Annotated in this window: 17 protein-coding genes and 1 pseudogene; 13 read left to right on the forward strand and 5 right to left on the reverse strand. The window is 71.8% G+C overall.

Annotated elements, in window-relative coordinates; all coding sequences use genetic code 11:
- Nucleotides 1-16: 16 nt before the first annotated feature.
- Entirely contained in the window at nucleotides 17-2,344 is a 2,328-nt protein-coding gene (locus tag ACGFYP_RS01160) for a S8 family serine peptidase (RefSeq protein ID WP_393485190.1), read from the forward strand.
- Nucleotides 2,345-2,346: 2 nt separating this feature from the next.
- Entirely contained in the window at nucleotides 2,347-3,048 is a 702-nt protein-coding gene (locus ACGFYP_RS01165; RefSeq protein WP_393485191.1) for a hypothetical protein, read from the forward strand.
- Between the two features lie 99 nt (nucleotides 3,049-3,147).
- Here the strand turns inward: ACGFYP_RS01165 and ACGFYP_RS01170 are convergent, their stop codons facing one another.
- Together ACGFYP_RS01170 and ACGFYP_RS01175 are read right to left on the reverse strand one after the other, a co-directional pair.
- Complete coding sequence (locus tag ACGFYP_RS01170; RefSeq protein WP_393485192.1) at nucleotides 3,148-3,735, reverse strand: hypothetical protein; 588 nt, start codon at nucleotides 3,733-3,735, stop codon at nucleotides 3,148-3,150.
- Between the two features lie 150 nt (nucleotides 3,736-3,885).
- Nucleotides 3,886-4,470 carry a TetR/AcrR family transcriptional regulator gene (locus tag ACGFYP_RS01175; RefSeq protein ID WP_393485193.1) on the reverse strand — a complete coding sequence of 195 codons (585 nt, stop codon included), beginning with the start codon at nucleotides 4,468-4,470 and terminating at the stop codon, nucleotides 3,886-3,888.
- A 109-nt stretch (nucleotides 4,471-4,579) separates the two neighbouring features.
- On the opposite strand from ACGFYP_RS01175, the gene ACGFYP_RS01180 reads away from it, so the two are divergent.
- Nucleotides 4,580-6,985: a PEP/pyruvate-binding domain-containing protein gene (locus ACGFYP_RS01180; protein ID WP_393485194.1), complete on the forward strand. Its 2,406-nt coding sequence runs from the start codon at nucleotides 4,580-4,582 to the stop codon at nucleotides 6,983-6,985.
- A 29-nt stretch (nucleotides 6,986-7,014) separates the two neighbouring features.
- Here the strand turns inward: ACGFYP_RS01180 and ACGFYP_RS01185 are convergent, their stop codons facing one another.
- Entirely contained in the window at nucleotides 7,015-9,999 is a 2,985-nt protein-coding gene (locus ACGFYP_RS01185) for a BTAD domain-containing putative transcriptional regulator (protein WP_393485195.1), read from the reverse strand.
- 80 nt (nucleotides 10,000-10,079) lie between these two features.
- Between ACGFYP_RS01185 and ACGFYP_RS01190 the strand changes: the two genes are divergently transcribed.
- From ACGFYP_RS01190 to ACGFYP_RS01230, 9 genes and pseudogenes are all read left to right on the forward strand, one after another.
- Nucleotides 10,080-10,625 (forward strand): carboxymuconolactone decarboxylase family protein, encoded by a 546-nt coding sequence (locus ACGFYP_RS01190; protein ID WP_393485196.1) that lies wholly within the window; start codon nucleotides 10,080-10,082, stop codon nucleotides 10,623-10,625.
- A gap of 195 nt (nucleotides 10,626-10,820) precedes the next feature.
- Nucleotides 10,821-11,828, forward strand: a complete 1,008-nt coding sequence (locus tag ACGFYP_RS01195; protein ID WP_393485197.1) for a GNAT family N-acetyltransferase — start codon at nucleotides 10,821-10,823, stop codon at nucleotides 11,826-11,828.
- A gap of 59 nt (nucleotides 11,829-11,887) precedes the next feature.
- Complete coding sequence (locus ACGFYP_RS01200) at nucleotides 11,888-12,712, forward strand: VOC family protein (protein WP_393485198.1); 825 nt, start codon at nucleotides 11,888-11,890, stop codon at nucleotides 12,710-12,712.
- A 122-nt stretch (nucleotides 12,713-12,834) separates the two neighbouring features.
- Entirely contained in the window at nucleotides 12,835-14,052 is a 1,218-nt protein-coding gene (locus ACGFYP_RS01205) for a glycosyltransferase (protein WP_393485199.1), read from the forward strand.
- 35 nt (nucleotides 14,053-14,087) lie between these two features.
- Nucleotides 14,088-15,284 (forward strand): annotated as a pseudogene (locus tag ACGFYP_RS01210) (glycosyltransferase); the annotation flags it as partial.
- 12 nt (nucleotides 15,285-15,296) lie between these two features.
- A complete protein-coding gene (locus ACGFYP_RS01215) occupies nucleotides 15,297-16,034 on the forward strand; it encodes an SAM-dependent methyltransferase (protein ID WP_393485997.1) in 738 nt (245 codons plus the stop codon).
- A 102-nt stretch (nucleotides 16,035-16,136) separates the two neighbouring features.
- The gene (locus ACGFYP_RS01220; protein ID WP_393485200.1) at nucleotides 16,137-17,009 is read left to right on the forward strand and encodes an alpha/beta fold hydrolase; all 873 of its coding nucleotides are present in this window, start codon (nucleotides 16,137-16,139) and stop codon (nucleotides 17,007-17,009) included.
- A gap of 255 nt (nucleotides 17,010-17,264) precedes the next feature.
- Nucleotides 17,265-18,053 carry an alpha/beta fold hydrolase gene (locus ACGFYP_RS01225; protein WP_393485201.1) on the forward strand — a complete coding sequence of 263 codons (789 nt, stop codon included), beginning with the start codon at nucleotides 17,265-17,267 and terminating at the stop codon, nucleotides 18,051-18,053.
- Between the two features lie 262 nt (nucleotides 18,054-18,315).
- The gene (locus tag ACGFYP_RS01230) at nucleotides 18,316-18,885 is read left to right on the forward strand and encodes a HutD family protein (protein ID WP_393485202.1); all 570 of its coding nucleotides are present in this window, start codon (nucleotides 18,316-18,318) and stop codon (nucleotides 18,883-18,885) included.
- Between the two features lie 248 nt (nucleotides 18,886-19,133).
- On the opposite strand, the gene ACGFYP_RS01235 is transcribed toward ACGFYP_RS01230, so the two are convergent.
- Entirely contained in the window at nucleotides 19,134-20,516 is a 1,383-nt protein-coding gene (locus ACGFYP_RS01235) for a DUF5685 family protein (RefSeq protein WP_393485203.1), read from the reverse strand.
- A 307-nt stretch (nucleotides 20,517-20,823) separates the two neighbouring features.
- The gene (locus ACGFYP_RS01240) at nucleotides 20,824-22,047 is read right to left on the reverse strand and encodes a hypothetical protein (protein WP_393485204.1); all 1,224 of its coding nucleotides are present in this window, start codon (nucleotides 22,045-22,047) and stop codon (nucleotides 20,824-20,826) included.
- Between the two features lie 383 nt (nucleotides 22,048-22,430).
- Between ACGFYP_RS01240 and ACGFYP_RS01245 the strand changes: the two genes are divergently transcribed.
- Nucleotides 22,431-22,913 carry a DedA family protein gene (locus tag ACGFYP_RS01245; protein WP_393485205.1) on the forward strand — a complete coding sequence of 161 codons (483 nt, stop codon included), beginning with the start codon at nucleotides 22,431-22,433 and terminating at the stop codon, nucleotides 22,911-22,913.
- The last annotated feature ends 46 nt before the right edge of the window (nucleotides 22,914-22,959 follow it).

Genomic DNA, 22,959 nt, shown 5'->3' on the forward strand with positions numbered 1-22,959 from the left:
CCCGCGGCGACCCGACGTGGCGCGGGAGACGTATCCGGCGCTCGGGCTGACGGCCCGTACCGTACGGAAGCCGGAGGCGGCGACGGCCTGGCACGGCTTCCTGGCCGGGACGGGCAGCGGCACGTCACGTACGGCCGCCTCCGGGAAGCTGTGGCTCGATGCCAAGGTGGCGGCGAGCCTGGACCGGTCCGTCGCCATGACCGGCGCGCCCGAGGCCTGGCGCAAGGGCCTCGACGGCAAGGGCGTGAAGGTCGCGGTCCTTGACACCGGCTACGCCCCGGAACACCCCGATCTGAAGAACAAGGTCACCGCGGAGCAGAACTTCACCTGGGACGAGAGCGTCGCCGACCGCAACGGCCACGGCACGCACGTCGCGTCGACGGTCGCCGGCAGCGGCGCGGCCTCGCAGGGCCGGTACAAGGGCGTGGCTCCGGGGGCCCAGTTGCTCGTCGGCAAGGTCCTCGACGGGGGCAGATCCGGCTACCTCAGCTGGATCCTCGAAGGGATGGAGTGGGCGGCCGCCCAGGACGCCGACATCGTCTCCATGAGCCTCGGCTCCAATCTACCGAGCGACGGCGGCGATCCGCTGTCGCAGGCGGTCGAGACGCTGTCGGCCGGCGGCGGGCCGCTGTTCGTCGTCGCCGCCGGCAACGACGGCGCACCGCGCACGATCGGCTCGCCCGCGGCGGCGCCCAGCGCCCTGACGGGCGGGTCGGTGACGAAGGAGGGCGCGATGTCGCCCTTCTCCTCCCGCGGTCCCGCGGTCGCCGACGGCGGTGTCAAGCCCGAGATCACCGCGGCGGGCAGCGCGATCACCGCCGCCCGCGCGGCGGGCACGCTCGGCGACGCCGCGGACAGCGAGTTCTACGCGACGATCAGCGGTACGTCGATGGCGACACCTCATGTCTCCGGCGCGGCCGCCATCCTCAAGCAGCGACACCCCGACTGGGACGCCCGGCAGCTCAAGGCGGCGCTGGTCGCCACCGCCGACCCGGTCGACGACGCGGGCGTGTACGAGCAGGGTTCGGGCAGCGTGGACGTGCCCGGCGCGCTCGCGTCCCGGGTCACCGCCACCCCGGCGGCCGTCGGTGTGGACGCGGAGGGGCCGAGCGCGACGCTCACCCTCGAACCCGCCGCGAAGCGGGCCGGCGTCGAGGCGGCGTACGCGAACCTCGTGGTGCAGAACGAGAAGACGGGTGAGTCGCAGCTGGTCGGCCTCACGACGGAGCCCGAGGAGATCCGGCTTCCGGTCGGCGACTACCGGGTCTTCGGCGGGGTGTGGGAGTACGTCGCGCACGGCGGAGCGAGCGTGCCCGAGACATCCGTCGCCGTCGCACAGCGTGTCTCCCTGACCGGCGACCGCACACTGAAGACCGACGTGTCCGCGGCGAAGCCGGTCACCATGGGCATCGACGACCCGGAGATGCGGATCGACGAGCGGGGCTCGGCGACGGGGATCGTCTCGTCGACCGGGGCGGACCGGCCGACGACGGGGCTGGCCGCGCCGATCTTCGGCGGCGCGTACACGTCGTACGCGGTGGGCAGCGGCCGGATTCCAGGCCTGACGTACTTCTCGGCCGCGTCCTGGGAGCAGCCGTACGTCCTCGCGACGACGGTCGGCGGCGCCGCGTCCCCGGTGGACGTGCCGGTGCGGCTCGTGACCTGGGGTCGGATGGACTGGGACCTGGAGAAGCAGGTCGTCGACGCGGGCAGCGGCGAGGACCTGACCGGCCTGGAGCTGAAGGACCGGATCGTGCTCTTCGAGACGGGCTGGCCCGTGCCCTGGGAGGAGCGGGACCGGCGCTACGCGGCGGTCAAGGCGCAGAAGCCGGCGGCGATCCTGATGTCCGGGTACGCGTCGTTCGACGTGGCGGACCCGCCGCTGGGCGTCGACGCGCACGGCGTGGCGCTGCTGCGCGAGCGGCTCGCCCAGGGCGAGGTGACGCTGCGGATCAAGGGCGAACGCAACGGCGACCGCACCTACTTCACCTTCCACACGCACGACGACGGGGTGCCGGCCGGTGCGCACCGGCAGGACCGGCGCCGCGACCTGGCCGGAGTGGAACACAGCTTCCGCACCACCGGATATCCGAACGACCCGAAGGGGATCTACGGTTGGGTGACCCACCAGGGCCTGCGACTCGCGCAGCAGTCGACGGTGTTCCGTGCCCCGCACCGGATGACGGCGTACTACACACCGGACGTGCCGTGGACGACGGCCACGTTCGAGTACGCGATCGACGCCGACGGCCCGCTCGGGGTGCAGTACTCGAATCCGACGGTCCACCGCGAGGGGCGTACGGTCAGCGACAACTGGCTGACCGGTCGTTCAACCCGTCGCTGACAGTGACCGGCCCCGACGGCCGTGACCAGGCCACACGCGACGGGGACAAGCTGCGCCTGGCGCTGCCGATGTTCTCGGACGCGGCGGGCCACCGGTCGGATCCGGCGAGGGATCTGGAGTCCGGTGAGACGGTGCTGCGCGACGGCTCGGGCCGAGTGGTCGCCCGCGACGACGAGCCGGGGCAGGGCGTCTTCGACGTGCCGCGTCGCGGGCAGTGGTACGAGTTGACGTCGACGGCACACCGCGACCATCCCGACTGGTCCCTCGGTACGCATGTCACGGACGTCTGGCGCTTCCGCTCGCAACACACGACCGACGAAACCCCGCTTCCGCTGCTCGACACGCGCTACGACATGGCGGGGCTCGACGGCGACAACTCGGTATCGGAGGAACGGGAGTTCACGTTCGGCCTGGGCATCGGGCGCCAGGCGGGTGTGCGCGGCGGTGCGGACGTGGACCGGGTGTCGGTGCTGTACTCCACGGACGACGGCACGACGTGGCAGGCTGCACGGGTCACCGGGCGGGACGGCGAACGGCGGGTGACGGTACCGGCGTTGAAGACCGGCTGGGTCTCGCTCAAGGTCACGGCCGAGGACCGCTCGGGCGCCTCGCTCACGGAGACGGTCACCCGCGCCTACCGGGTCGGCTGCCCCGAGTACTGGTGCTCGTACGCTCCGACGTGGCCGCACTGGCCGGCGCGATGAGACGACGCACGTGACGAGGCTGCGGGCCGCTCTTCGGGGTGGCCCGCAGTGTTTTCGGGGTGGCCGCAGCGTTTTCGGGGTGGCCGCAGTGTTGTGGTGTCAGCCTGCGTTGCCCTGGGGGCCGACCAGCCGGCGCCGGATCACCTGCAGACACACCGTCGCGGCCACCACGAGACGCCGCTGCTCGCTCGGGGCGTGCCGGTCGAGCTCGACCCTGTACTGCTGAAGGCCGTCGAACGACCGCACGGTCGAGACCGTCACGCGCCCCACCCCCACATCGAGGTGGTCCCGTACGAGCCAGGTCTTACCCATCAGGGCGGTCCGGGTTAGGCGCAGAGCGTCGCCGTTGCCGGTACGTATGTCGAGCAGTCGGGTGTGGTTGGTACGGCCGGGTGCGTAGACCTCGCCGATCTGGGAGCTCCGGGCGTCGGTCAACCGGAAGCGCGGCCGGCCAAGTCCCCTACCGGAGACCAGATCGACTCCCAACAGGGGATGGTTCCCGAGGTCCCGGAGGGTGTACGTGAAGGGTCCGCGCTCATGCAGGCGTGCCAGGACCGTGCCGTCATCGGCCGCCAGGTGCATCTTCGGCCCGTGATAGGCACGCAGCACGGACCGCCGCGGCTCGGCAACGATCACCACGTCGAGGCCGAACACCTCGTGAACCGGGCCCACTTGGTCACCGCCCATGCCGTAGCCCCACCATCGCTTCTCCCGTCGACGCCGAGTATGACGTTCAACCCGTGCCGATGACCCTGGAAGTCGACAACGCAGCTCGGGCCGGCGTGCGCTCGGCGCCGCCCGGCGACCGATCTCCGTGACCCGATCGACCGGCCTCGATCAGGGAGCCTTGGAATCGCCGAAGATCAGGGCGAGTTGGGCGTCCAGTGCGGCGACCGCGTCCTTCTCCGCGTACTGCCGTGACAGCAGCTGCATGCCGAGGCCGTCGACGAGCGCCATCAGGCCGATCGCCGCGAGTTCGGGGTCGATGCCGACCGCTCCGGCCGCACGCAGCTGCTGCGCGACGAAGCCGCGCATCCCGCGCGAGTCCTCGCGCAGTCCTGCCTGGATCGCAGGCTTCACCGCCGCGTACGCGAGGAACGCGAGCCCGACATGGCCCTCGAGTCGCCGGGTGTCGTCGAGCGGCAGGATCTGGAGCAGGACGCCGCGGACGAGATCGCGCGGTGTCGCGGGCGCGGCCGCCGCTTCGGAGCGGGCGCGGATCCGGTCCGCGACCATGCCGAGCGCGAAGGTCATCATCTCGTCCTTGGTACGGAAGTAGTGCTGCACCATCCCGGTCGAGACGCCCGCTTCGGCCGCCACCTGGCGCAGGCTCACGCCTTCCAGCCCTTGCGCGGCGGCAAGCCGCATCAGTGCGTCGGCGAGCAGCTCTCGGCGTTCATGGTGGTCGACCTTGCGCGGCATACCGCCACTTTACATTGCACCTGTATTGTCATGGCTATACATTGCAGTCGTATTGGAAACTGGTGCGGTCGGTCATGGAGGACGTGGTCGGCGCGGAGGAGGTGCCCGGATGGACGTGCTCGAGCTGACGGCGATCGGCAGCGGACAGCAGGACCTGGTGGGCGGAAAGGCCGCCGGTCTCGCCGGCCTGATCCGCCTCGGCGAGCGGGTGCCGGACGGCTTCTGCGTGACGACCGAGGCGTACGGAGCCGGGGAGGTTCCGCGCGCCGAGGTGCTCGCGGCGTACGAACGCCTCGGGGGCGGACCGGTCGCGGTCCGCTCCAGCGCCACCGCCGAGGACCTGCCGCACGCGAGCTTCGCCGGCCAGCAGGACACGTACCTCGATGTCACGGGCGGCGAGGCGCTCATCGAGGCGATCGAGGCCTGCTGGGCCTCGCTGCACTCCGAGCGCGCGACCGCCTACCGCGAGGCCAACGGCATCCCGCACGATTCCGTACGGATGGCGGTCCTCGTGCAGCGCATGGTCGACGCCGACGTCGCGGGCGTGCTGTTCACCGCCGACCCGCTGACCGGCTCGCGCAGCGCGAGCGTGGTCGACGCCGCGCCGGGCCTTGGGACGGCGGTCGTCGACGGAGCGACGACGGTGGACCACTACGTGCTCGACGGCACGCAGGACGACGGCACGCAGGACGAGGAGCGCGGCTGCCTCACACCGGCCCGCCTGAAGGAACTGCGCGCCGCGGGTGATCGGATCAAGGACCTGCTCGGCGCGGAACAGGACATCGAGTGGGCCTACGACCGCGACGGCACGCTATGGCTGCTGCAGGCGCGTCCGATCACCACCCTCTTCCCGGCGCCCCCGCCGAGCGACAAGCCGGGCCCGCGGCTGTACGTCGAGTTCGGCCACGTGCAGGGGATGCTGCAGCCCGCAACACCGATGGGCATGTCGACGCTGAAGTCGATGCTGGCGGGCATGCTCGCGGCGTTCGGCCTCACGGTCGAGATCGTCGACATCGGCGGACGCCTGTACGGCGACCTGACCGACGCGCTGCGCGACCCCTCGACACGTCAGCGGCTCGTCAAGCTGATGGCGGTCGACTTCGGACCGCGCGCGCAGAAGGCCGTCGAACACCTCCTGGAGGACCCGCGGTTCGCGCCGCGGAAGACTCCCCGTACACGCAATGCCGCAGCCATGAAGGCCGGACCGAAGGCGGCCGCCGGGATCCTCGGCGCGCTGGCCCGCCCGGCGCGGGCGCGGGCGCGCGTCTTCGGCGAGATCGAACGCCTCCGCCGGCAGCCGGTCGCCGATCCGGCCACGACGGCGGAGCTGTTGGACCTGGTCGAGCGGGACGCCGAGTCGAGCACGCTCGCCGACGCGATCATCTGGCCCGTCGTCAGCGGACTCGCCGTGTCCGCCGCACTGCCGCCCCTGCTCAAGGGCGTCGCGAGCGAGGACGAGATCCACACGGTGCTCGGCGGCATGCCGCACAACGTGACGATCGAGATGGACCTCGCGCTGTGGGAGGTGGCCAGGCGGGCGGAGCCCCACCGCGAGATGCTGCTCGGTACCCCGTCGTCGGAGCTCGCCGCGGCGCAACTGGCGGGCAGGCTGCCGGACTTCGGCCTCCACGACTTCCTCCAGCGGTACGGCACCCGGTCGGCCGCGGAGGTCGACGTCGGCGTACCGCGCTGGGCCGAGAACCCGACGCCGGTGTTCACGATGCTCGCCAACTACCTGCGGGTCACCGACCCCGAGCAGGCCCCGGACCACCGCTTCGAGCGCGCCGCGGACCGGGCGGAGTCGATGCTCACCGACCTCACCCTTCGGGCCCGTCGCAAGCAGGCGCTGCGTGGCCGCCTCGCCGGCTTCTTCCTGCGCCGCTCACGAGAGTTGTCGGGGCTGCGCGAGGCCGGCAAGTTCGCCGGGCTCTACGCCCTGCGCGACCGTCGCCGCCGCCTGCTCCTGATCGGCGCCGAGCTCCAGGCGAAGGGCTTGCTCGCGGACGCCGGCGACGTCATGTTCCTCGAACTCCCAGAGCTGCGTACGGCGGTGGAGACCGGAACCGACCTGGGCGACACGATCGCCGCCCGGAGCGCGACGTACGAGCGCGAGCTACGCCGCCGCACCGTCCCGGTCGCCCTGCTCTCGGACGGTACGGATGTGGAGACGCTCCTCCCGGCCCCACCGTCCGAAGGCCGGACGCTTACGGGAACGGGTGCGGCATCCGGTCGCGTCACCGGCCGCGCCCGTGTGGTCCGTGATCCCTCCGATGCGTCCATCGAACCCGGGGAGATCCTCGTCGCCCCGACGACCGACCCGGGCTGGACCCCACTGTTCCTCACGGCCGGCGGCCTCGTCACGGAGACAGGCGCCGTGATGGCCCACGGACCGACGGTCGCCCGCGAATACGGCATCCCGGCCGTCATCTGCGTCCCGGACGCCACCTCACGCATCCGCAGCGGACAGCTGATCACCATCGACGGCGCCACGGGCACGGTCACGCTGGACGGCTGAGACGCCGGCTCAGGCGGTCATGGGCTACGTCAACTGCTGGGCAACCCGGCGAGGAAGGCGCGGATCTCGTCGGCCTCGGGGACGGCGAGGGCCGTGTAGAGATCAAGGGCCTGTCGGGCGTGGTCGTGGGCGAGGTCCATGCGGCCGAGGTCGCGGTGGACGTGCGCCAGACCGTCGTGGGCGCGGGCCTGCTCGGGGCGGTAGCTGAACTCGCGGGCGAGGGTCAGCGCGGTGTCGTGTTCGGCCGCGGCCCGGGCGAGGTCGCCCATGGAACGGGCGGCTTCCGCAAGGGCGTTGAGCGACTCGGCCTCGTCTCCGGGGAAGTCGAACCTGCGGCTCAGCTCCAGGGCCTGGTGGTGATGGCGCCGAGCCTCGTCGTAGCGGCCCTGCCGTTGGCACACCAGCCCGATGTTGTTCAGCACGACGGTCTCGCCGATACGGGATCCCGTCTCGCGGTGCACGTGCAGCGCTTGCCGGTGGTGCTCCTGGGCGTCCTCGTACCGTCCTTGGCGTTCGTGGACGATGCCGAGGTCGGTCAGGCATCTGGCTTCGCCACCACGGTCCCCGAGCTCGCGGAAGAGCACGAGGGACTGCGTGCAGTGGTCGTGGGCCTGGTCGTACTCCCGCCGCCGCCTGGCGACGGCACCCAGGGCCTGCAGTGCGCCGGCCGCCGCACTCCGGTCGCCGCACTCGCGCGCGAGGTCCAGGGCGTTCCGGTAGTGCTCGGCGGCCTGCTCATAGGCGCCGTGCCACCAGAAGTGCACCTGGCCGAGATCGATGAGTGTGCGGGCTTCGGCGGCTCTGTCGCCGCTCCGGCGGGCGGCTCGCAGCGCCAGGCCGTTCAGGGCCAGCGCGTCGGCCTGATGGGCGTGACCCAGCAGATAGCGGTGCAAGGTGGAGGCCAGTTGGCTGGTCTGCGTGAGCCAATCGTGCTCGGCTGCGTACTGACCGGCCGCCATGAGGTTGGCGCGTTCACTGTCCAGCCAGGCGATCGCCTCCGCCTCGTCCTGCGGGGGCGAGGCCGGGGCGTCCGGCGCGGGAATGCGTGGCCTGCGGCCCTTGCCGTCGGGGTAGAGGTGATCGATGGCCGTGCACGCGGTGTGGAGATAGTGGTGGAACAGTCGACCGAGAGCCTCGCTCTGGGCGTTGGGGGGTTCCTCGGCGGCCGCGGTCGCGAGGGCGTGTTCGCGCAACAGGTCGTGGAAGGTGTAGCGGCCGAGCTGATGCTGAGTCAGGACATGGGCGTCCAGCAGGTCTTCGAGGAGTGACTCGGCATCGTCGAGCGAGAGGTCGGCCAGCGCGGACGCCGCCTCGGGGCTGATGTCACGGCCGGGCTGGAGCCCCAGGAGCCGGAACATGCGCTGCTGATCCGCCGTCAGCTGCTGGTAGGACAGCGTGAACGCCGCTGCCACCCCTCGCTCCGATGTGGCCAGCTCGGAGAGCCTGCGGCGCTGGTCGCGGAGCCGGTCGGCCAGGTACGCGACGGTCCAGCGGGGGCGATGGCGCAGGCGGGCGGCGGCGATACGGACGGCCAGCGGCAGGAACCCGCACAACTGCAGGACATCGAGTACGGCCAGGGGTTCCGCGGCCGCCCGTTCGCCGACGATCGCCGTGAACAGCTCCACGGCCTCCGCGGCGGGCAGCACATCCAGGGACAGGGCGTGCGCCCCGTCCAGGTCGGTCAGCCGCCGGCGGCTGGTGATCAGGATGAGGGCGCGGGAGGCTCCGGGCAGCAACGGGCGTACCTGGTCGGCGCCGAGGGCGTTGTCCAGGACGGCCAGCACACGACGGCCGGAGAGTTCGGACCGCCACAGAGCGGACCGATCGGTGACCGACGCGGGTATCTGCTGTGCGGGTACGCCGAGTTGACCCAGGAGGACCTCGAGCGCGGCCCCGGCGTCAAGCGGTGCCTGGCCGGCGGTGTGCGCCTGCAGGTCGATGAAGAGCTGTCCGTCCGGGAATTGGTCCGCGAGGCGGTGCCCCGCGTGGACCGCGAGCGTCGTCTTGCCGACCCCGGCCATCCCGTCGATCGCCGAAATCGTCACGACGCCGCCGTTGTTGCCCGACCACAGGCGGATCAGCCCGTCGAGTTCGTCCTCGCGTCCGGTGAAGTCCGGGACGTCGTACGGCAGGAAGTTGATCCCCTGCGGCTTCGCCGGCGGCGGGGTGACCGGCGGGGCGGTCACCGGCGGCGCGATGACGGGCGGTGCGGTGGCCGGCGGCGCGATGACGGGCGGCGGGATGACCGGCGGCCGCAGTTCGGGGGCGTCCCGCAGGATGTCCTGTTCGAGCTTGCTGAACGCGTGGCCGGGGTCCAGTCCCTGCTGTTCGGCCAGGGTCGCCCGGAAGGTTCGTGCCACGTGCAGCGCGTCGGTTTGGCGTCCGGCGCGGTGCAGGGCGAGCATCAGCTGACAGCAGAGCCGTTCCCGCAAGGGGTGGGCCGCCGCGTGGACGGACAGTTCGTCGATGAGGTCGTCGTGCCGGCCCCGGGCCAGTTCCAGCTCTGCCAGGCGCTCGACGGCGGTCAGCATCTGCCCGTTCAGACGAGCTCTGGCGCCCTCGACGTAGTGGGCGGTGATGCCGGCCAGCGGCTCTCCCCGCCACAGCGCGAGCGCGGCACGTATCTGGTCCGCGGATTCCGCGGGGTCCGCGGTGCCTCCCGGGTCGCCCGAGGTGGTGGCCGGCGCCTTGGCGATCAAGCTGGTGAACTCGTCCAGATCGAGTTGTCCCGGCTCCGGGGTGATCACGTACCCGGCCGGCCGCGTGGCCAGCATCCCGTCGGCTTCCGAAGCGCGCAGCATCCGCCGGATCGCGGCGATCGTGGTCTGGATCTGCGCGCGGGCGGAATCCGGCGGCAGCGGCCCCCACATCGCGTCGATCAGGCGATCCGCACTGACCGCGACACCGGCGTGCAGCAACAGGTAGGCGAGCACCGCGCGATGCCGGGGCGCCAGGCCGGGAGCGTCCGACCCGGGAGCCACGGCCTCCACCGGGCCGAGGATCATGAAACGCATGCCGTCACTCCAGGGGTCGCCATCGCGTGCATCGAAGAAGCATCGGGAATGTATCAAGATCGACCGGCAGGGTTACCCGCATGCCAACACTCCACACCGTCGAACCGGAGATCGCGACCGGTGAGACCGCAGCTCTGTTCACCGCCACGCACCGGGCCCTCGGGGTCATCCCCAACCTGGCCAGGGTGATGGCCAACAGCCCGGCCGTGCTGAAGGGGTACGTGGGCGTGGTCACCGCCCTGAGCGCGGAGGGGACCCTGTCGGCGGCCGTGCGCGAGAGCATCGCGTTGCTCGTGGCACAGGAGAACGGTTCCGACTACTGCCTTTCCGTACACGCGTTCCGCGGGACCAAGGTGGCCGGGCTGAGTGCGGCCGAGGCCACCCGGGCGCGCCGGGGCGAGGCCGACGACCCCTGGACCGCCGCTGTACTGGATCTGGCCGCCGTGACGGTCCGTGACCGCGGAACCGTTGCCGACGAGCAGCTGGCCGCGGCCCGGCGCGCCGGCCTGTCCGACGGGCAGATCGTCGAGGTCGTCGCCCATGTCGCCCTCAACGTCTTCACCAACTACCTCGCCACGACCGCCCGTGTCGACATCGACTGGCCGCTCGTGCGCCACACCGACTGAGCGACGGCGAACGCGACGACCCGGTCGGAGCCGGATCTCCTGAACCGGGGTGCCCCAGCCTCCTCCAAGCCCCTGCGTTGCGCCGCTGTTGCGCCGCTGCTGCGGTGCGTGCCTCGGCCGACGAGAGCACGAGCACGCCTCACGCTGTCCCGAAGTCCCGAAGTACGACCGACTCGACGAAGAAAGAACATCACCTTGTCCACATCAGTACACGTCCATCAGCTCCAGCGCGTCTCGGCCACCGAGGCCGTCGCGTGGCACCAGGTCGTCGCCGCCTCGACGGCCCACGACCTGCCCGGAGTACCGACCCCCGACCCCGGACAGATCCACGCCCAGCTCACCGGGCCCGCTCTGGGCAGCCACCGGCTGAGCTGGCTGGCCACCGGTGCGGACGGCGTCCCGGTCGGAGTCGCCGGCCTGCGGGTGTTCACCTCACCGGGCCAGGACCACCTGGCCGAACTGGAACTCCACGTCGACCCCGCACACCGCCGCCTGGGAGCCGGCTCGCTCCTGCTGTCGGCGGCCGTGGCAGCCTGTCGCACCGAGAACCGGCGCAGCCTGATCGCCACAGCCGCGGCCGACGGCCCGGGCGAAGCCTTCAGTGCACGGCGGGGCTTCCGCCGAGCCCTGACCTTGGACCACCTCATGCTGCGCCTCGACGAGGACGGGAAGGACCGGGCCGACCTGCTGCGGATCGCCGATGCCGAGCACCCCGGCTACCGGCTGACCGGCTGGACCGGAACGGTTCCCGACGGCCTCGCCGACGCCTTCGCCGCGGCCAAGAACGCGATGAACGACATGCCCGTCGGCGACCTGGACTACGGCAGTGTGGCGTGGGACGCGGACCGCGTTCGCGCCATGGCCGCGGTGGTCGCCGACCGCGGGGACACGCTGCTGACCCTCGCCGCCGTCCACGGCGACGGCACCATGGCCGGCTACACCGAGATCCTGATCCCTCAAGGGGTGCCGCAGCGGGTCCAGCAGTACGACACGGCGGTCGTGCCCGAACACCGGGGCCACGGACTCGGGTTGTGGGTGAAGGCGGCCATGGTGCGGCGGCTGCGCGCCGAGTACCCCGGCGTCGTCGAGATCGAGACGGACAACGCCGACGACAACGTCCACATGCTGGCGGTCAACCACCGGCTGGGGTTCCGCTCCTACCGGCGCACGCGCGAGTTCCAGCTCGACGTGCCCGCGAACTGATCCGTATCCACGTCCACTCGACTCCTGTTTTCCCTCACTCACTTCGCAAAGGTGCTGTCGTGAACGTCTCCTCCTCCACCCTCTCCCTGACCGTCGCCGACGTGGACGCCACCCGCGCGTTCCTCTGCACCCACCTCGGCTACGAGGTGGCCATGGCCGACGACGGCTTCGCGTCCCTGACACGCAGGGACGCCGCCGTCGACGTCGTCCTGCTCCGCGCCGGTACGGACGTCCTCCCGCCCGAGCAGCGCGACCAGCGGGCGGCCGGTCTGATCCTGGCACTCACCGTCACCGATCTCGCGGCGGAAGAGGCCCGGCTGCGCGCGGCAGGCGCCCCCATCACCATGCCCCTGCGCGAAGAGCCGTGGGGCGAGCGGCTGTTCCAGATGACCGATCCGAACGGTGTCGTCGTCCAGCTCGTCGAATGGGCGGCCGAAGCCAACGCCGATCCGGCCGCCGACGCCGATACGTCCGGCGATGCCGATCCGGCCGACAGCGACGCGAGCGCCGCCCTGGTCGTGATCACACCCTCCACCGACCACGTCACCGTCTCCCCCAACGCCACCATGACCGGTCTGGCGGCCCCCAGCCGCGGCAGCGCCGAACTCAGCACCTGGACGGTCTCGATGGACGCCGGCGCCACCGGCCCCGAGCACTCCATCAGCCGTGAGCAGGTCTGGACGGTCACCGCGGGCGCGCTGGAGGTGACCTGCCTCGGCCGTACGGAGAAGGTCGCGGCCGGCCAGACCCTGATCCTGCCGCCGGACAGCCTCCGCCGGATCCACGCACCCGAACAGGTCGAGGCCCACGTCTCGATGCCCGCCGACGGGGTCGCCTCCGTTCCCGACACCGAGGGCACCCGTGAACTGCCCTGGGCTCGGTGACTCAAGAGAAACGGCTGCCCGGGTCGCACCTCTGGACGGCCGGCCCGGCCAGGAATCACACGACCCTACAACCCCAGAACCTCAGAACCTCATCAAAGCCTCAGAATCGGGAGATTCACGAAGTGCGTGTGCTGTTGTCAACGTATGGATCGCGCGGGGACGTCGAACCGCTGGTGGGCCTCGCGGTGCGGTTGCGGGAACTCGGCGCCGAGGTGCGCGTGTGCGCGCCGCCGGACGAGGACTTCGCGGAGCGGCTGGCCGGGGTCGGTGTGTCCGTGGTGGGTGTCGGGCAGTCGGCACGCGCGCTGACGACCGCGGCTCCGCCGCCGTCGAGGGGCAATCTGCCGCAGCGCGCCGCGGAACTGATTGTCAGTCAGATGAAGGTGATGCCCTCGGCGGCCGAGGGGTGCGACGTGCTGGTGGCGACGGGGGCGATGCCGGCCATCGCCGGTGCGCGGTCGGTGGCCGAGAAGCTGGGCATCCGCTACGTGTCCGCGATCTTCCAGCAGCTGACCCTCCCTTCGCCGCAGCGCCCGCCGCTTGCGTACCCCGGGCGCCCGTTCCCGCCGGAAGTGACCGACAACCGGGCCCTGTGGGAGCTGGACGCGCAGAGCATCGACGCGCTGTTCGGTGAGGCGCTGAACACCTGCCGGGCGTCGATCGGCCTGCCCTCGGTGGGCACCGTCCGCGACTACGCCTTCGGCGACCGGCCGTGGCTGGCGACGGACCCGGTGCTTGACCCCTGGCTGGAGACGCCGGACCTCGACGTCGTACAGACCGGCGCGTGGGTGCTGCCCGACGAGCGGCCGCTCCCGGCGGAGCTTGTGGCCTTCCTGGATGCCGACGCGCCGCCGGTGTACGTAGGGTTCGGCAGCATGGCCGTGCGCGGGGGTGAGGAGGCGGCCAGGGTGGCCATCGAGGCGGTCCGCTCGAAGGGCCGCCGGGTCCTCGTCGGGCGCGGCTGGGCGGAACTGGGCCTCATCGACGACCGGGACGACTGCTTCGCCGTCGGCGAGGTCAACCATCAGCGGTTGTTCGGACGAGTGGCTGCTGTCGTGCACCACGGCGGTGCGGGTACGACGACGACGGCCGCTCGGGCCGGGGCTCCGCAGGTGGTGGTGCCCCAGTTGGCGGACCAGCCGTACTGGGGCGCCCGGGTGGCCGGGCTGGGCATCGGCGTGGCCCATGACGGCCCGACCCCGACGTTCGAGTCCCTGTCGGCCGCGCTCACGACAGCCCTGGACCCGGAAACCGGCGGCCGGGCGAAGGCCGTGGCCGGCACGGTCCGCACCGACGGCGCGATGCGGGCGGCACGGCTGCTCCTCGACTCCGCCGGCTGAAGAATCCGACCCGACGCAGAAAGGAGAGAAACGCCATGCGTGTGCTGTTGATGGCGTACGGATCGCGCGGTGACATCGCGCCGTTGGCGGGGCTGGCGGCGCAGCTGCGGACACTCGGCGCGGAGGTCCGCGTGTGCGCGCCGCCGGACGAGGAGTTCGCGGAACTGCTGGCCGGTGTCGGCGCGGAACTGGTGCCCTTCGGGCGCGACGTGCGCGCGCTGCGGACGGGAACGCCGCCGTCGGACGCGGCCGCGTTCGCGGCCGAGCTGGTCGCCGCGCACTTCGACACGGTCGGCAAGACGGCCGAGGACTGTGACGTCCTGGTGGCGAGCGGTCTGATGCCGGCCGGTGCCCGCTCGGTGGCCGAGAAGCTGGGCATCCGCTACGTGTACGTGGGCTTCCACCCGTTCGAGATGCCCTCCGCGCACTACCGACCGTCGTCGCGGCCCAGCCCGCCGGCTCCGCCCGACATGACCGACAACCAGGCCCTGTGGGACCTGGACGCCCAGAAGGTCGACGCCCTCTACCTCCAGCCCCTCAACGCCCACCGCGCGGGGATCGGCCTCGCGCCGGTGGACAACGTCCGCGACCACGTCTTCACCGAGCGGCCCTGGCTGGCGGTGGACCCGGTCCTGGGCCCGTGGCAGCACCTGACGAACCTCGACCTCGTGCAGACCGGCGCGTGGATCCTGCCCGACGAACGCCCCCTGCCGGCCGATCTGGAGGCATTCCTGGACGCCGGCACCCCACCGGTGTACGTCGGCTTCGGCAGCATGCCCATGAGCGAAGCGGCCGACATCGCCCGGACAACCGTCGAGGCGGTCCGCGCGCAGGGCCGCCGCGTGCTCGTCTCCCGCGGGTGGGCAGACCTGGGCCTGGTGGACGACTCGGACGACTGCTTCGCCGTCGGCGACGTCAACCACCAGTCCCTGTTCCGCCGGGTCGCGGCCGTCGTACACCACGGCGGCGCAGGCACCGTGACCACGGCCGCCCGGGCCGGTGCGCCCCAGGTGGTGGTGCCCCAGTTCGTCGACCAGCCGCACTGGGCCGCCCGCGTGGCCGACCTGGGCATCGGCGCGGCACACGACGGCCCGACACCGACCTTCGAGTCCCTGTCCGCCGCACTCAGTACGGCCCTGACCCCCGAAACGGCAGCGCGGGCGAAGGCCGTCGCCGGCACGATCCGCACCGACGGGACGGCGGTGGCCGCGAAACTACTCCTCGACACAGCTCAGGTGGCCCCGATGAACCGCGAACAGATTTCCATGATCGCCCACACCGACCACCCCATAAAGTCGCCGCTCGCCGACGACTCGGTCGGCCGCCTGCTCGAACACGGCCTCCCGCGGGGCGACGAGCGCGTGCTCGACCTCGGATGCGGCACAGCGGAATGGCTTCTGCGCGCCCTGACCACGCGCCCGCACCTGCACGCCGAGGGCGTCGATGTCTCCGCAGTCGCCCTGACGCAGGCCCGCCAGGCGGCGAAGAGACTCGGGGTCGACGACCGCCTGGTCCTCCACCACCAGGAGGCAGCGGACTTCGTTCCCTCACAACAGTTCGACCTGGTGATCAGCGTCGGCGCCACGCATGCCTTTGACGGGCTTCTCCCCACCCTCGCGGCGGCCCGCGAGCACCTGGCGCCCGGAGGCCGTGTGCTGATCGGTGAGTCGTTCTGGGACCGCACCCCCTCACCGGCGGCCCTTGAGATGTTCGGCGACCTCGACGACCTGGCGACCACGGTGGACCGTGTCGTCGCCGCCGGATGGACCCCCGTCCACGGCCATGTCAGCTCCCGCAGTGAGCTGGACGCGTACGAGTGGGCCTGCTGGGGCTCGCTGGCCTCATGGGCTCTGGACCACCCCGCCGATCCGGCCCGGGCACAGGTACTGGAGACGGCCAACGCCCAGCGTTCGCAGTGGCTGCACGGATACCGGGACAGCTTCGGCTTCCTGTGCCTGGTCCTGCGCCGAACGTCTGATTGATTACATAGGACCGCTGCAAGCCCACGTGACGCGTTCCGCCCACGAGGACGTCCCCCCTTATGACCGCCGCCGAACTGCGGCGGCCGGAAAGTGAGTACACAGATGCGACCGACTTTCGTACTGGTTCACGGAGCCTTCGCGAACTCCTTCTCCTTCGCGCCCCTTCAGGCCGAACTCGGGCTCCTCGGGCACCGTTCGGTCGCCGTCGACCTGCCCGGTCACGGATTCGACGCGACCTTCACCCGCGCCTACCAGACACCGCAGGACCCCGAGGGGCTCGCCACCGCGCCCGGCTCGATCAAGGGCGTCACGCTCGCGGACAACGTCGCGCACCTCATCGGGATCCTCGAACGGGCCAAGCGGAACGGACCCGTGATCCTCGTCGCCCACAGCCGGGGCGGCATCACGATCACGGCCGCGGCCAACGCGCGCCCGGATCTGATCGACCGCATCGTCTACGTCTCGGCCTGGTGTCCGGTCCACCTCGATGTCAACGACTACTACGCCGAGCCGGAGATGGCCACGGTCGACCCCGCCGCCTTCGCTTCGGCACTGGCCGGGAACCCCGCCGACCTCGGCCTGCTCCGCGTCAACTTCCGCACCGCGGACCCGAACTCGCTCACGGCGTTCAAGGCGGCCTTCTTCGCCGACGGCACCGACGAGCAGTTCCTCACCTTCCTGAACACCTTCCAGCCCGACGAGAACCTGGACGCCGGCGGCTCCGCCGACCGGGCGCAGGCCACGACCTGGGGCCGCATCCCGAAGACGTACATCCGCCTGTCCGACGACGCCAGCCTGCCCCTCGCCATACAGGACCGGCTGATCCGCGAGGGCAACGAGCTGACGCCCGACAACCCGTACGACGTCCGCACACTGGAAGGCAGCCACCTGAAGTGGCTGGTCGACCCCGCGCCGGCGGCCCGCACCCTGGGCGAGCTCGCCACGCTTCCGACCTCGTCCGCTCCTCAGACGTGATCCGAAGGGGGTGAGCGGTGCGGTGTGGGGACGGTACGAGAACGGAAGGTGCCGGTGCGGGCGCACCCACGACCGCCCCGGCACCGAGATCGGCGCCGCTACCGGGTGACAGCCTCCGCCGAGGCCGTCACCCGGGCTCGGCACGGGGTCCACAGGTGGCCTGACCCCGCCCAGGCAGAACTCGGCCGCGTCGGCCGCACCCGCATCCGGGCCGCACGCCGCGCCGCCGTCCGCAACCGCGCCTAGCCTGGTGTCATGGCAACGGTGCAGGTTGGCGGCGTCGAGGTCGCCTACACGCGCGTGGGTCACGGCCCGCCCTTGGTCCTCGTGCACGGAGCAGGCGTGGACGGCCGCATGTGGCAGCCGCAACTCACGGGCCTGGAAGACGAGTTCACTGTGGTGGCCTGGGACGAGCCGGGCGCGGGGCGTTCCTCCGATCTGCCGGCCGGCTTCAGCCTGGTGGACTTCGCGCACTGCCTCGCCGCCGTGATCGAGACGCTGCGGCTCGGCCCGGCCCACGTTGCCGGGCTCTCCTGGGGCGGGACGGTCGCGCTGGAGCTGTATCGCCACCGTCCTGAGCTGGTCAGGACGCTGATCCTGGTCGACTCCTACGCCGGGTGGAAGGGCTCGCTGCCGCCGGAGGAGGTGGCGGCCCGGGTCGAGGGGGCCAAGCAGATGCTCGCGGTGCCCCGGGAGCGGTTCGATCCGACTCTGCCGGGGCTGTTCGCCGGTGACCCTCCCGCCGCGTTCGTACCGTTGCTCGACGCAATGGCCGCCGATGTGCGGCCGGAGACCCTGGGAGCGGAGCTGTTCATCATGGCCGAGGCCGACGAGCGCGACCTGCTGCCCTCGATCACGGTGCCGACCCTGCTCCTCTGGGGCGAGCTCGATGTGCGGTCACCCTTGAGTGTCGCCCATGCGTTCGAGGACGCGATTCCGAACACTGAGCTTGTAGTGCTCCCTGGCGTGGGGCACGACAGCAACCTCGAGTCGCCGGAGCGGTTCAACCACGCCGTCCGCGAGTTCTGCCGTGCCCACACGTGACCGGTTCGAGGACCCTCGGTACGGCGAGACGCCCGGGAGCTACGTCGCCGGGCCCCACCAGCGCGGATCGGTGGTCCGGCTTCGCCCCCCCCCGTCGCGTGATCAGGGGTGCCGGGGGCCGCATACAATTCGTCGGCGAGCACGCCGCCGTCGAGGACTCGCCCCTGAACTCGGCCGACGGCCCCGGCGCGCACGCGGCGCCCGAGGTCGCTGCACGCAGGTGATCCACACGCGTACCGCACGCCCCTAGGGAGCCCCGCCCATGCACCGCTTCGATGTCGAGACGCTGACGGCCGGCCCGTGGCGCAACGGCGGGGGTACGACCAGGGAGGTCGCCTCGTGGCCGGCGGGCACGGAGGAGTTCGGGTGGCGTGTGAGCGTCGCCGATATCGACCGGGACGGGCCGTTCTCGGCGTTCCCGAGCGTCGACCGAACACTCACCCTGCTGACAGGCGACGGCGTGCGACTGACCTGTCCCGGGGTGTTCGACCGGCTGCTGGCGCGCGCGGGTGAGGCGTTCGCCTTCTCCGGCGACGAGGCGCTGGCCGCCGAACTGCCCGGCGGCGCCTGCCGGGTACTCAACATCATGGCGCGGCGCGGCCGCTGGACCGCCCGCGTGGACCAGATCGCCGGCCCATTCATGCCGCCCGTCGGGCACGCCGGGGTGCTCTACGTGCTCCGCGGGCACTGGCAGACGGGCACTGACAGCCGTGTCCTGACATCAGGCCAGGGCCTGTGGTGGGACGGAGCCGACAACGCGTCGGGCGGAGCGGTCGCACCGCTCTCACCCGACGCCGCCGCCCTGTGGGCGGACATCGCACCGGTGGGATGAGCGCGCGGGCGACGGACGCACGCGCAGTCCCTCACCGCCGCCGACTGCGAGGTCAACGTGGTCCGGTTCCCCCATGCCGACTATGCGATCGAGGTCGTCGCCTCGGCCGGGAGGCAACCGGCAACGCCCAGCGGACCTGATCGAGGTCGAGCTCGACGCGATCACCACGCTGCCGACCGCGCCCCGCGCACGACGCGTCGGTCGGCACCCGAGTCTGGAAGCGGCGACCCGTCCACCTCATCCGGCATTCAGTCGCAACAGTCGCAGCAGCACTTGCACGGGTTGCAGCAGCCACCGCCGCAGCCGTCACCCGAGCCGCCGCCGGAACCACCGGAGCCCCCTGAGCCACTGGGCCCATGGCCGCCGCCCGAACCGCCGGAGGAGCCTCCCGAGTTGCCGCCGCCCCGGCCGCCGAACCAGCCGTCACCCCCGGAACCGTCCCGGCTCGACCCACCGTTGGAGTTGCCCTCGCCGAACTGCACGGGCTCGCCGTCGTCCTGGCCTGAGTCGTCGCTGCAGCGGCAGCAGTTGTAGCACAACCTGCAGTCACGACACAGCCGGCGCCATTCGCCGCACCGTTGGCACTGCCCGTCCTGCGGCCGGCCCGACGCCATCGACACGCCCTCCGGAGCAGCGCCCACCAGTGTCCCGACGCCGCAGGACGTGTCCGTTCCGGTCTCCGAGGGCGTTTCCGTCGCCGAACGGCGTCCCAGCCAGGGGAGTATGCGAGGGCCCCGCGCCTGCCGGCGGTGCTGGTGGTGGTGGTGGTGACGGTGCCGGGGGTCGAAGACCCGGTCGACGGCCCGCTCCAACTCGCCGCCCAGAAGCGTCCGTACCAGCCGTCCGTCGACGAACACGGCCTCGGACAGGGCGAGGCGTATCCCATGGACTGCGTCGTCGCAGAGCCGGCGCACCTCGGCGCGGTCGGCGCCGGTCACGGCGATCGGGTTCCACGCGCCGGACGCCTCGTCCGTGTCCAGGTCCTCGACCGCGTCCAGCAGATGCGCCAGCCGTCCGAACAGCCGGCCGGCCTCCGCCAGCGGTTCGAGGTTGCCCGGTCGGTCCGTGAGCACCGCGGTGTACGAGAAGGCCGCGGCGGTTGCCGTCTCCGTGGGCTCCGTGACCGTCAGCAGCGAGCCTCCGGGGCCGGTCGACCGCTCGATCTCCGGCTGACGTTCGACCGCCCCGAGCAGCACCGCGGTGTCGAAGCCGAGCCGTTCGCCGCCTGCGGCGCCCGCGCGGTCCCAGCCGTGAGCGATCCGGCGTGCCGCCAGCGTCACCGGGCGGCGCCCGAACATCCCGTCGCCGTCGGCGACATGGTCACGTATCTTCGCCGCGGCCAGCACCAGCGACACCGTCGCCGCCAGCCGCGCGCCTTCGCCCTGCGCCACGTCCGCCGACCGCATCCCGCGCAGCGGGCACGGACCGGCACCTCGCCGCCACTCCCCGGTACGCTCCGACTGCGCTTCGGTCAGTACCGAGATGACCAGGCCGTCGTAGTTGGTGGCCACCCTCGCGAACTGTCCGTACTCGCTGCGCAACGCCAGGCACAGCCCGCACAGATGCGCCATCCACTCGGTACGCAGGTCCTGGCCCAGGCGATGACGGCATGGCCTGATGATTCCGAACACCGAAGTTCTCCCCCGTTGGAACAGCTGCCCGGACACGCCCAGTTGGCGGGTTCGCGGACGCAAGACTGCATATCAAGACTGCAATTCATGACCGCATCTGAGACACGGCCGCGCGTGACGTCAACCGCAGGTGACGATCGTCGCGCCGGCCACATCCTAGATGTTCGTCCTCAGGAAGTGCCCCGGGCCGGGACCGGGGCGGGGGCCGGGGCCGGGGCCGGGGAAGACCCTGGGCCCGATCCGAAAGTGATCATCGCATCGCCTGCACCCTCATCTGCTACCGCAGGCTCACGCCAGCCCGCCCCCCTCAGTCCTGCCAGTAGAAGAGCAGCGACTCGACGGTGAGGGGCACGCGTGCGCCGAAGTAGTAGACGCAGAGGTCCGTGACGCGTATCGCTCCGGTCTCCGCGTCGATCCAGCGGAAGCCCGCCCGTTCGAGCGCGCCGCGGGCGGCGGGAGCGTCGTCCTCGCCGTCCTCGGTGTCCTCGGCAGTCGCGAACGGGCCGAGGCTGCTGATCAGGACCCGCGCCTCGCCGGTCTCGATCACGTGGTAGGTCCCGTCCCCCTGCTGGTTGTCCTCGCCGCACGAGACCGGGGGCCTCGGCGTGAGGCCGTCCGTCGTGAGGGCGACCGTCGCGTGGCGGAGCTGGGCGTCCACGTCGGGGCGGGCGGACGGTTCGGCGCACAGGGCCTCCATCCGCCACCGCGGGTCGCTCGCGCGCTCGCAGCCGCGGCCGTACTCGTGGACGATCGCGCTGCGGAGTTCGTCGTCCAGGCCCTCGACCTCGACCCGGGGGCGCCCCAGGCGCTCGTAGACCGCGCGGGTCTCGGCCTCGTCCTCGGTGAGGCGGTACAGCGCGTACGCCGCCCACACCTTCGCCTCGGTCGTCGGCGCCTCGTCGAGGTAGGCGCGCAGACGGTCCGCGTCGGTCGCGAGCGACTGCGCGAGGTACGCGACCCCCCGGTCCGGGTCCGCGAGCGCGTCGGTCACGTCCTCGTCGGCGCGGTACCGCGTCAACACGCGGAACGCCCGGTCCTCGGGTCGCTCCACGCCGAGTTCGGCCAGGATCGCTTCCGGGCCGTACCGGTCCACCAGCCCGTCCAGACCGGCTTCGCCCGCGTCGCTGACGCGCTGCCACGGCGAGGCGGCGAGGGTCGCCAGCTCGCGCGCGGCCGAGCGGTCGCCGAGCAGGCCTCGCGCCTTGAGGAAAGCCTCGGCCATGCCGTACGAGGTGTCGGCCCGGCGGTCCTCGTGCCGCAGCCAGGGCAGCAGCTCCGCCCGGTCTGCGAGCAGGTCGAGGAGAGCTCTGCGCACCTCGGAGGTGTCGTCGGGGTCCTGGATGCGTGCGGTCAGCTCGGGGACGTACCGCTCCGGGACCCGGCCGCTCAGCGCGACCACGCAGGGCACGCGGCGCCACCACGGGTGTGCGGAGTCCGCCACGTACCGGGCGAGCTCCTCCGCGTCGACCTCCCGCAGGCCCGCCGTGTCGTCGCGTCCGACCTGCGGTATCAGGGTCTCGATGCTGCGCATGCCGGGATGCTACTGCGCTGAGATCGCCCTGAGCAGGGACTTTGCCGCCGGCGACCGGGGGTTCCCGCCGAACCCGTACCTGTGTGTCGATCGGTGGCGTCGGTGCGCCGACCAGATTCACCGACCGCGCCCGGCTGGCGTTCCTCGGGTAGCCCGGTGCCCTGCATCCGGCGCATGCACGTTCGGTTAGGCTGGCCTTGCCTGGCGTGCGGACCCGGGCGTGCGCATGTGAATGCCGGTGCCGCAGGTGGAAACGGACAGAGGTAGGGCGCAGGTGAGAAACGGTGACCGAACCTGTGCGCGTCGTGCGCCCGCCGGGGCGGGGACGCCCATGCCGGTGACGGGGGACGCAGGTTCCGGCCCGGCGCCCGGGACGAGGCGTCGTGGCTAGCATCGCGCTCACGGCCGGAGCCCTGTACGCCATCGTCCTGCTCCGCGCCGGAGGGACGTTCGCCGTCGGGTGGCTCGCCGGCGCCGGTGCACGGCGCAGCAGGTTCGCCGGGCGGATCTCCTCGGCGAAGTTCCAGCGCGCCGAGCGGGCGATCCAGCGGTGGGGAGCGCCGGTGGTGGCCGTCTCCTTCCTGACCGTCGGTTTCCAGACCGCCGTCAACTTCCTCGCCGGCAGCATGCGCATGCCGTTGCCGCGCTACCTCCCCGCCCTGTTCGTGGGCGGAGCGGCCTGGGCGCTGATCTACGCGACCGCGGGACTCGGCGTGCTCGAAGTGCTGGGGAGGCTCTTCGCCGAGCGGACGGCCTTCGGGGTGTCCGCCGTTGCCGTACTCCTCCTCACGGTGTGCGGAGTGGTGGTGTACCGCAGACGAAGGGCGGCCTCGTCCTCCCGCGACACCGTGGCCGACGAATCGTGAGCATTCTGAATTGATCGATGACAGTTCGACGAGTGTCAGGCGTCGA

Origin of the sequence: Streptomyces sp. NPDC048370 (genome assembly GCF_043200825.1) — a bacterium.
Taxonomy (GTDB): Bacteria; Actinomycetota; Actinomycetes; order Streptomycetales; family Streptomycetaceae; genus Streptomyces.

What these genes read in the sequence shown, in the direction of transcription:
- ACGFYP_RS01170 (WP_393485192.1), bottom strand. Translation starts at nt 3,735, where the DNA reads ATGGGCGGTGACCAAGTGGGCCCGGTTCACGAGGTGTTCGGCCTCGAC.
- ACGFYP_RS01175 (WP_393485193.1), bottom strand. Translation starts at nt 4,470, where the DNA reads ATGCCGCGCAAGGTCGACCACCATGAACGCCGAGAGCTGCTCGCCGAC.
- ACGFYP_RS01180 (WP_393485194.1), top strand. Translation starts at nt 4,580, where the DNA reads ATGGACGTGCTCGAGCTGACGGCGATCGGCAGCGGACAGCAGGACCTG.
- ACGFYP_RS01185 (WP_393485195.1), bottom strand. Translation starts at nt 9,999, where the DNA reads ATGCGTTTCATGATCCTCGGCCCGGTGGAGGCCGTGGCTCCCGGGTCG.
- ACGFYP_RS01190 (WP_393485196.1), top strand. Translation starts at nt 10,080, where the DNA reads ATGCCAACACTCCACACCGTCGAACCGGAGATCGCGACCGGTGAGACC.
- ACGFYP_RS01215 (WP_393485997.1), top strand. Translation starts at nt 15,297, where the DNA reads ATGAACCGCGAACAGATTTCCATGATCGCCCACACCGACCACCCCATA.
- ACGFYP_RS01220 (WP_393485200.1), top strand. Translation starts at nt 16,137, where the DNA reads ATGCGACCGACTTTCGTACTGGTTCACGGAGCCTTCGCGAACTCCTTC.
- ACGFYP_RS01225 (WP_393485201.1), top strand. Translation starts at nt 17,265, where the DNA reads ATGGCAACGGTGCAGGTTGGCGGCGTCGAGGTCGCCTACACGCGCGTG.
- ACGFYP_RS01230 (WP_393485202.1), top strand. Translation starts at nt 18,316, where the DNA reads ATGCACCGCTTCGATGTCGAGACGCTGACGGCCGGCCCGTGGCGCAAC.
- ACGFYP_RS01240 (WP_393485204.1), bottom strand. Translation starts at nt 22,047, where the DNA reads ATGCGCAGCATCGAGACCCTGATACCGCAGGTCGGACGCGACGACACG.